The sequence below is a fragment of the Nocardia sp. NPDC057455 genome, assembly GCF_042802775.1.
Lineage (GTDB): Bacteria > Actinomycetota > Actinomycetes > Mycobacteriales > Mycobacteriaceae > Nocardia.
Genome location: NZ_JBHVDM010000077.1, coordinates 26,308 through 34,598, shown reverse-complemented (window position 1 = coordinate 34,598; position 8,291 = coordinate 26,308). Strand labels below are relative to the sequence as shown.

Genomic DNA, 8,291 nt, shown 5'->3' with positions numbered 1-8,291 from the left:
CTACGCGCCGGCGGGCATCGTCGTCTTCCAACGGATGTCGGCCGTGTTGCCGCTGTGGTGGGCGAACCGTTCGCCACCCCGGCTCGTCGACTGCCGAGAGCGGATCTGCCGAGGGCAGCGAGGGAGCGGATCGGCGCCGAGCGTGCGGCACCGTGGAGCCATGGCTCACGATGACAAGACTCCGATGTTCAGCTGGCGGGCGCGAGAGCAACTGCTCAGCCGCCGCATAGCCGTGCTCGACGGTGCACTCGACGACGACAACGGGACGCTGCTGATGACCCAGCTGCTCACCCTCGCCGCCGAGGACCCGGAGGCAGGCATCTCGCTGTGGATCCATTCGCCGGGCGGATCGGTTCCGTCGATGCTCGCCATCCGCGACGTGATGCGGCTGGTGCCGTGTGAAGTCTCCACGCTAGCGCTCGGATTGGCATGCAGCGCGGGACAGTTCCTGCTGTCTTCGGGAAGCAAAGGCAGGCGTTTCGCCTTGCCGCACGCCCGGGTGCTGATGCACCAGGGATCGGCGGGCATCGGCGGCACCGCCGTCGACGTCGAGGTTCAGGCCGACGATCTGCGCTACACCGTCGACACGGTGCTCGGCATCATCGCCGAGGACACCGGTCAGCCGTTCGACCGCATCTACGAGGATTCGCTGCACGACCGCTGGTTCACCGCGGCACAAGCCAAGGAGTACGGCTTCATCGACCACATCGTCGACTCGTTCGGGCAGATCGTCCCGCAACGCCAGCGGATCGGGATCTCGGCATGAGCGGTCAGGCCTGGAGGCGGCAGCGCGGCGTGCACACGGAAGGGCACGCTCATGCCGGAAGTGGATACAGCATGAGCACCTACACCATTCCCAATGTGATCGCGCAGCATCCGCGCGGCGGCGAGCGGATCACCGACATCTACTCCCACCTGCTCGCCGAGCGCATCGTCTACCTCGGCACGCCGATCGACTCGGGTGTCGCCAACGCGCTGATCGCGCAGTTGCTGCATTTGGAATCGGAGAGCCCCGAGCAGGAGATCAACCTCTACATCAACTGCGAGGGCGGCGATCTGCCCTCGATGCTCGCCGTGTACGACACCATGCAGCACATCCAGTCGCCCGTGCAGACCACCTGCGTCGGCCAGGCGATCGCGGTCGGCGCGGTGTTGCTGGCGGGCGGGGAGCCCGGCCGCCGTGCCATGCTCCCGCACGCCAGGGTGGTGTTGCACCAGCCCGCCGCGCGCGGGCAGGGCACGATTCCCGATCTGATCCTGCAAGCCGACGAGCTGGTACGGATGCGGGCGGAGATCGAGTCGATCCTGTCGCGGCACACCGGGCAGTCGGTCGAGCGGCTACGGCGCGACACCGACCGCGACCGGGTCTTCACCGCCTCGGCCGCGATCGAGTACGGACTCGTCGACCAGGTCTTGGGGCGGCGGGACTAGGCCGCCAGGGCCATGAGCGTGGGCCCGGCGCCGGAACGCGGCGCCGATCGGCGCAGGAAGTCGGTCCGGCGCCGGGCGCGAAGTTCGTCGGCCACCTGGCCGGTGAGCTCACCCAGCGTGGTGCCGAGGGATCCGGCCAGGGCGGCGATCATCTCGCTCGACGGCTCCTTGCGGCCCCGCTCCACCTCGGACAGATACTGCGGGGAAATGCCCGCCCGCCGGGCGGTTTCGACCAGTGTCTCGCTGCGGTCCTGCCGCAGTGTGCGCAACTGTTCGCCGAGCACCTCGCGCCACAGGGGTTCCGGCGGCGTCTGCGGAAGCTGCGGCCGGTCGTCGCGTCCACCGGGAATCGAGTGAAGTCTCGGGTGCTCGCTCATGAGCAGAGCGTACGGTTCCGGGGCGTGGGTCTGCCCGGCATTACGCTCTGGGCGTACGAGTGCGGCGATATGGGCGGATTCGGCGTGGTCGCCGCCGTAATCCAGGCGGAGGCGAGCATGATGGGGAACCATGCCCGAGAATTCGAAGGTCTCCGATCTCAAGCCGCGCAGCCGCGACGTCACCGACGGCTTGGAGAAAACCGCCGCCCGCGGGATGCTGCGCGCGGTCGGCATGGGCGACGAGGACTGGGAGAAGCCGCAGATCGGTGTGGCCTCCTCGTGGAACGAGATCACTCCTTGCAATCTGTCCCTGGACCGGCTCGCCCAGGCGTCCAAGGACGGCGTCTTCTCCGGTGGCGGCTTTCCCATGCAGTTCGGCACCATCTCGGTCTCCGACGGCATCTCCATGGGGCACGAGGGGATGCATTTCTCCTTGGTTTCGCGTGAGGTGATCGCCGACAGCGTCGAGACGGTGATGCAGGCCGAGCGGCTCGACGGTTCGGTGCTGCTGGCCGGCTGCGACAAATCGCTGCCCGGGATGCTGATGGCCGCGGCCCGGCTGAACCTGGCGAGCGTGTTCCTCTACGCGGGCTCGATCCTGCCGGGGATCGCCAAACTCTCCGACGGTAGCGAGCGCGAGGTGACGATCATCGACGCCTTCGAGGCGGTCGGCGCCTGCGCCCGCGGGCTGATGAGCCGTGAGGACGTCGCCGCCATCGAACGGGCGATCTGCCCCGGCGAGGGCGCTTGCGGCGGCATGTACACCGCCAACACCATGGCCAGCGCGGCCGAAGCGCTGGGCATGTCGCTGCCGGGCAGCGCGGCGCCCCCCGCGACCGATCGTCGCCGCGATGGTTACGCCCGCCGCAGCGGCGAGGCCGTGGTCGAGTTGATCCGGCAGGGGATCACCCCTTCCGACATCCTCACCAAACCCGCGTTCGAGAACGCGATCGCGGTCGTCATGGCGTTCGGCGGCTCCACCAACGCCGTGCTGCACCTGCTGGCCATCGCGCACGAGGCGAACGTCGACCTGTCGTTGGACGATTTCGCGCGCGTCGGTCGCCGCGTGCCGCACCTCGCCGACGTCAAACCTTTCGGTAAGCACGTGATGACCGACGTGGACCGGATCGGCGGTGTACCGGTCATGATGAAGGCTTTGCTCGATGCCGGGTTGCTGCACGGCGACTGCCTGACCGTGACGGGAAAAACGGTGGCGGAGAACCTGGCCGACATCACCCCGCCGGATCCCGACGGCAAGGTGATCCGCGCGATGGCGTCGCCGATCCATCCGACCGGCGGCATCACCATCCTCTCCGGTTCGCTCGCGCCGGATGGCGCCGTCGTCAAGTCGGCAGGTTTCGACTCCGACGTATTCACCGGCACGGCAAGGGTTTTCGACCGCGAGCGGGCCGCGATGGACGCGCTCGAGGACGGCACGATCGCGGCGGGCGACGTGGTCGTCATCCGGTACGAGGGACCGAAAGGCGGTCCGGGGATGCGCGAGATGCTGGCCATCACCGCGGCCATCAAGGGCGCGGGCCTGGGTAAGGACGTTCTGCTGCTCACCGACGGACGCTTCTCCGGCGGCACCACCGGCTTGTGCGTCGGGCACGTCGCACCGGAAGCCGTGGACGGCGGCCCGATCGCCTTCGTGCGCCACGGCGACCCGATCCGCCTCGACGTTGCCGAGGGCACCCTCGACCTGCTGGTCGATGCCGACGAACTCGCCCGCCGCCGCGAAGGCTGGAAACCCCTGCCGCCCCGCTACACCCGCGGCGTCCTGGCCAAATACACCAAGCTGGTGGGCTCGGCCTCGATCGGGGCCGTCTGCGACTGACCGCCTGCGTGGGCGAGCGTCCGGCCGATCGCTACGGTCGCGCCGTCGCTGCGCCGTGCCTCGGGGCCCGTCCGTCCCGGTCGCCGTCGAGCAGATCGGATCCCACGGTTTGCGAGCCACGCCGATCACCGATCCCTACTTGGTGCTCGACGGCTTCGCCACGGCCGTCGTCACCTATTGAGGCCCGAAGGCGGATCGCCACTGTCTTCGGCGTGGTCGGGCGTTCGCGCCCGATGTGCGCGGAAGACCAGCGGCCGCTTCGCGCCGACGAATGCCCTGACCGGCGACGGTCTCAGCAGCCCCGCGCGGAGCGAAATCCCTGCCGCGCGGAGCTCCCGAGGTCGTGCTACTCGCCTGCCGCCGCCCGGAGGATGAGGGCGGCGACCACGTCAGGCGTGGACACCGAGACCGCGTGTGATGCCGCGACTTCGACACCCTCGGCTCCCGCGCGCTCGGCCATGAATCGCTGCGCTTGCACTGGAATGTTCTTGTCCTCGCTCGTGATCAGCGCGTAAGACCGGATGTCGCGCCAAGCGGTGGCGGTCGCGGGCTGTTGCAAGGCGTCCAGTGCGACCGGCCGCTGGGTCGCGGCCATCAGTTCGGCGGTGGCGGCGGGCACGTCGGCGGCGAACTGTCGAGGGAATTCCTCTTGCCGGATGTAGAGCTCGGTGCCGGTGCCTCCGTCCGGAAGCGGGTAGGAGGCGGGCCGGGTGGTCGGCCCGAGCGTCGATCCCGGGAACTTGTCGGTCAATTGCAGTGCGCTCTCGCCCTCGTCGGGGATGAACGCGGCGATGTAGACGAGCGCTTCGACATCGGTCTTTCCAGCGGCGGCGACCGTGATGACGCTCCCGCCGTAGGAATGGCCTACCAGAACGCACGGCCCTTCCACAGAATCGAGGACGGAGGCCACATAGGCGGCGTCACTGTCGAGGCCGCGCAGCGCGTTGGCCGCCGCGATCACGGGATGCCCTTGTGCGCGCAGCCGTTCGATGACTCCGTTCCAGCTGGAGGAGTCGGCGAACGCACCGTGCACCAGCACGATGGTCGGCGCGGGAGGATCGGTGCTCACGAGTGTGGTTCCTTCGGGGTCAGGCGGGGTACAGGGCGGACCGCAGCGTCGCGACGGCCTGCGCCACCGCGGCCTTGGCGGCATGGGTGTCGTGCAGCGAGTTGACCATCACGAAGTCGTGGACGATGCCGCCGTAGCGCACCTGGGTGACCGGCACGCCCGCGGCGCGCAACTTGCCCGCGAAGGCCTCGCCCTCGTCGCGCAGCACATCGGCTTCGGCGGTGATCACCAGCGCGGGCGGCAGCCCGGCCAGCTGCTCGGTGGTCGCGCGCAGCGGAGAGGCGGTGATCTGGGCACGCTCGTCCGCGCTGGTGGTGTACTGATCCCAGAACCACTTCATGCCCTCGCGCGCGAGGAAGTATCCCTCGGCGAACTGCTGATAGGAGCCGGTGTCGAAGTTGGCGTCGGTCACCGGGTAGAACAGCACCTGCTGAACGAAGGAGACGTCGCCGCGCTCCTTGGCCATCAAGGTCAGCGCGATGGCCATATTGCCGCCGACCGAGTCGCCCGCGATCGCGATCCGGGACGAGTCGAGACCCTTCTCCGCGCCGTCGGTGGTGACCCACTGGGCCACGCGGTAGGACTGCTCGTTGGCCACCGGGTAACGCACATCCGGCGACCGATCGTATTCGGGGAACACCACGGCGGCGTCGGCGCCGATGGCGAGATCGCGCACCAGGCGGTCATGGGTGTGCGCGTCGCCGAACACCCATCCCGCGCCGTGGGTGTAGACGATCACCGGCAGCGTTTCGGTGGCGCCCTGCGGCTTGACGATCCGCACCCGCACCGAGCCGGTCGGTCCGCCCTCGACCGTGATCCACTCCTCATCGATCTCGGGCTTGAAGATCGGCGAGTCCTGCACGGAATCCACCGCCTTGCGGCCCTCCTCGGGCGTGAGCTGGTAGAGGAACGGCGGCTGCGAGGTCGCGTCGACGAACTCCTGTGCCGCCTGTTCGAGCGAGATGCCCAGCGGGTTTCCTGACATGATCGTGCCTCTCTCGTAAGGGTGGTGGGAAGTGCTGTGGCTCAGGCCGAGTGGGCGATCGCGTCGGTGATGACGGCTACGACGTCGTCGGGGTGGGTCTGCATCACCAGGTGTGGTCCGTCGATCTCCACCACGGCGCGGAATCCGGCTCGCTTGTAGCCGAATCGTTCGACGTCGGGATTGATGGTGTGGTCGGCGCTGGACACGATGCCCCAGGCCGGTTTCGTCTTCCACGCCGCCGCCGTGGCGGGCTCGCCGAACGCGATCGCCGACAGCGGCCGTTGCGAGACTGCGAGGACCGCGGCCTTCGCCGGATCGAGGCCCGCGGCGAAGATCGCCGGGAAAGCGGCGATGTCGACCGAGACATCCGTGCCGGGCTCGGCGCCCTCGATCGGGTACGGCGTGTAGACGAGGTTGGCCGCCAGGTCGGAATCCGGGAACCCGCCCTGCAACTGCCCGAGGCTCTCGCCTTCCGCCAAGGCGTAGCCGGACACGTAGACCAAGCCCACGACGTTGTCGGCCACACCGGCGACGGTGATCACCGCCCCGCCATACGAGTGCCCGGCCAGCAGGACGGGGCCGTCGACCTGCTCCACGAACGACTTGATGTAGGCCGCGTCGGCCGACAGGCTGCGATTGGACACCGGGGGGACCAGGACGCGATGGCCTCGGTCGAGCAGTCGTTCGGTGACGGGGGACCAGCTCGCGGCGTCGGCGAAGGCGCCGTGGACCAGAACGATGGTGGGACTTGCCGGGGCGGACATGGCGTTCCTTTCTTCGGCGCTCGCACGGTGGCGCTGTGGCCGACTCAGTCTCTGCCGGGCGCCCCGCTTCGCGCCCCTCCCCACGGGCCACAAAAGCCTCCGATCAGGACACGGCCTGCTCCATCACCAGATCCGTGCGGGCGGTCGAGCGGAAGCGCTGCTGATACTTGCGCGGGGAGATGCCCAAACGGGTTACGAACGCGCGGCGCAACGCCTCGCTGGTGCCGTACCCCGCGGCCATGGCGGCCTCCGTCACGCTGTATCCGGCGTGCAGCATGTCCCGGGCCGCTCCGAAACGGATGAACGCGACGTACTCCGCGGGCGAACGTTCGAGTTCCGCGCGGAACAGCCTGGTCAGATGCCGGACGCTGACCCGTGCGTGGGCGGCCAGCGTCTGGACCGTGTGCGGATACGCCGGGTCCGCGCAGATCAAGTCCACGGCTCCGCGAACCAGCGGGCTGCGCGGCGCCGGTCCGCTCAGCGACGCGGAGAACTGGGATTGGCCGCCGGCGCGCTGCATATGGACCACCAGCGACTGCGCCACGTGCCGTGTGACGTCGGCGCCGTAGTCCTCTTCGACCAGCGCCAGCGCGAGATCGACGCCCGCGGCGACCCCGGCCGAGCTGTACAGATTGCCGTCCCGCACGAAGATCGCATCCGGGTCCACCTCGATCGACGGGTAACGCCGCGCCAGTTCGGTCGCGAATTTCCAGTGGGTGGTCGCGCGCCTGCCGTCGAACAGGCCCAGATCCGCCAGTACGAACGCGCCGCTGCAGATGGACGCCAGCCGCCGCGTGTTGCAGGAGAGATGCCGGGCGGCCGCCAAAACCTGGGGAGTCACGAATTTGCCAGGTGGCAACTCGCTTCCCGGGATCACCACCGTGTCGAAACGGCCCGAGTCCTCGGCCGCGCAGCACACCTCGACCCGCGCGCCGATCGAGGTCTGCGCGTCCTTGCCGTCGGCCGAGACCAGGACCACCTCGTACCCCGCCACCGACTGATTCGCCTCGACGAACACCTCCGCGGGCCCGACGAAGTCGAGCATTTTCACGCCGTCGAAGACCAGGATGCCCACCCGTTTGCTGGGCGTAGCGGCGAAGTTGTAGGACATGTCAACAGTATTATGGAGGTGCGGCTCCAGAACAAGTGATGTGCTGGACCTCGCACACTGATTGGTACGGTGAGCGCATGGGACGGCCGCGACAGTTCGATGAATCGAACCTGCTCGACGCCGCGACCGAGCTGTTCTGGTCGAAGGGTTTCGACAGCACATCGGTGGAAGACGTCTCGCTGGCGACCGGCGTCGGGAACGGAAGCATCTATTCGGCCTACGGCAGCAAGCAGGGTCTGTTCCTGGCCGCGTTCGAACGCTATTGCGGGCGCCGAGCGCGTCTGGTCCGCGAGGCCATCGGTTCGGCGGGCGGCTCGGCGCGTGCCGCGGTGCGCGCGCTGTACCAGGCCATCATCGAAGACTGTGCCGAGCAGCCGGATCGGCGTGGTTGCCTGATGATCAACAGCATCGCCCAGCTCGCCACCCGGATCCCCGAAGTCGCCACCATCGGCGGCCGGACCACCACGGAGATGGAACAGGGCGTCGCCGACCGGCTGCGGCCCGCGATGCGCGCCGCCGGAGACGACGACGAAGCCACGCTCTCGGCGGTCAGCGCCAATGTCGTGGTGGTCGCCCAGGGGCTGATCCAGTTGAGCCGTTTGGGAACTTCCTCGCAGCGGCTGCGTGAGATCGCCGATGTGTCGAGTGCGGCCCTGCCGCAGGCCTGGGCCGACCAACCAGTGCACTGACCAGGATCCAGGGCATCGGTCATCATCG

Annotated in this window: 10 protein-coding genes; 5 read left to right on the top strand and 5 right to left on the bottom strand. The window is 68.6% G+C overall.

The genetic code is table 11. From position 1 onward, the window contains the following. The first annotated feature begins 160 nt into the window (after nucleotides 1-160). Both ACFU5M_RS25760 and ACFU5M_RS25755 read left to right on the top strand, forming a co-directional pair. On the top strand, nucleotides 161-766 hold the full coding sequence (locus ACFU5M_RS25760; protein ID WP_379053294.1) for a ClpP family protease: 606 nt from the start codon (nucleotides 161-163) through the stop codon (nucleotides 764-766). 71 nt (nucleotides 767-837) lie between these two features. Then, nucleotides 838-1,431, top strand: coding sequence for a ClpP family protease (locus tag ACFU5M_RS25755; protein ID WP_379053293.1), 594 nt, complete (start codon nucleotides 838-840; stop codon nucleotides 1,429-1,431). On the opposite strand, the gene ACFU5M_RS25750 is transcribed toward ACFU5M_RS25755, so the two are convergent. Continuing rightward, nucleotides 1,428-1,808, bottom strand: coding sequence for a helix-turn-helix domain-containing protein (locus ACFU5M_RS25750; protein ID WP_379053291.1), 381 nt, complete (start codon nucleotides 1,806-1,808; stop codon nucleotides 1,428-1,430). The genes ACFU5M_RS25755 and ACFU5M_RS25750 overlap by 4 nt on opposite strands. Before the next feature lie 130 nt (nucleotides 1,809-1,938). Here ACFU5M_RS25750 and ilvD point away from each other — a divergent pair, with 130 nt between their 5' ends. Next, nucleotides 1,939-3,645 carry a dihydroxy-acid dehydratase gene (gene ilvD / locus ACFU5M_RS25745; RefSeq protein WP_379053290.1) on the top strand — a complete coding sequence of 569 codons (1,707 nt, stop codon included), beginning with the start codon at nucleotides 1,939-1,941 and terminating at the stop codon, nucleotides 3,643-3,645. A 55-nt stretch (nucleotides 3,646-3,700) separates the two neighbouring features. Then, nucleotides 3,701-3,826, top strand: coding sequence for a hypothetical protein (locus tag ACFU5M_RS25740; protein ID WP_379053288.1), 126 nt, complete (start codon nucleotides 3,701-3,703; stop codon nucleotides 3,824-3,826). A gap of 165 nt (nucleotides 3,827-3,991) precedes the next feature. Here the strand turns inward: ACFU5M_RS25740 and ACFU5M_RS25735 are convergent, their stop codons facing one another. The 4 genes from ACFU5M_RS25735 to ACFU5M_RS25720 form a co-directional block, all read right to left on the bottom strand. Then, nucleotides 3,992-4,714: an alpha/beta fold hydrolase gene (locus tag ACFU5M_RS25735; RefSeq protein ID WP_379053286.1), complete on the bottom strand. Its 723-nt coding sequence runs from the start codon at nucleotides 4,712-4,714 to the stop codon at nucleotides 3,992-3,994. 19 nt (nucleotides 4,715-4,733) lie between these two features. Continuing rightward, a complete protein-coding gene (locus ACFU5M_RS25730; protein ID WP_379053285.1) occupies nucleotides 4,734-5,699 on the bottom strand; it encodes an alpha/beta hydrolase in 966 nt (321 codons plus the stop codon). Between the two features lie 41 nt (nucleotides 5,700-5,740). Beyond that, entirely contained in the window at nucleotides 5,741-6,463 is a 723-nt protein-coding gene (locus ACFU5M_RS25725) for an alpha/beta fold hydrolase (RefSeq protein ID WP_379053283.1), read from the bottom strand. Nucleotides 6,464-6,566: 103 nt separating this feature from the next. Next, entirely contained in the window at nucleotides 6,567-7,574 is a 1,008-nt protein-coding gene (locus tag ACFU5M_RS25720) for a GlxA family transcriptional regulator (RefSeq protein WP_379053281.1), read from the bottom strand. 77 nt (nucleotides 7,575-7,651) lie between these two features. Between ACFU5M_RS25720 and ACFU5M_RS25715 the strand changes: the two genes are divergently transcribed. After that, nucleotides 7,652-8,263, top strand: a complete 612-nt coding sequence (locus ACFU5M_RS25715) for a TetR/AcrR family transcriptional regulator (protein ID WP_379053280.1) — start codon at nucleotides 7,652-7,654, stop codon at nucleotides 8,261-8,263. The last annotated feature ends 28 nt before the right edge of the window (nucleotides 8,264-8,291 follow it).

Coding starts and splice junctions, on each gene's coding strand:
- ACFU5M_RS25760 (WP_379053294.1), top strand. CDS start 161: ATGGCTCACGATGACAAGACTCCGATGTTCAGCTGGCGGGCGCGAGAG.
- ACFU5M_RS25755 (WP_379053293.1), top strand. CDS start 838: ATGAGCACCTACACCATTCCCAATGTGATCGCGCAGCATCCGCGCGGC.
- ACFU5M_RS25750 (WP_379053291.1), bottom strand. CDS start 1,808: ATGAGCGAGCACCCGAGACTTCACTCGATTCCCGGTGGACGCGACGAC.
- ilvD (WP_379053290.1), top strand. CDS start 1,939: ATGCCCGAGAATTCGAAGGTCTCCGATCTCAAGCCGCGCAGCCGCGAC.
- ACFU5M_RS25730 (WP_379053285.1), bottom strand. CDS start 5,699: ATGTCAGGAAACCCGCTGGGCATCTCGCTCGAACAGGCGGCACAGGAG.
- ACFU5M_RS25725 (WP_379053283.1), bottom strand. CDS start 6,463: ATGTCCGCCCCGGCAAGTCCCACCATCGTTCTGGTCCACGGCGCCTTC.
- ACFU5M_RS25720 (WP_379053281.1), bottom strand. CDS start 7,574: ATGTCCTACAACTTCGCCGCTACGCCCAGCAAACGGGTGGGCATCCTG.
- ACFU5M_RS25715 (WP_379053280.1), top strand. CDS start 7,652: ATGGGACGGCCGCGACAGTTCGATGAATCGAACCTGCTCGACGCCGCG.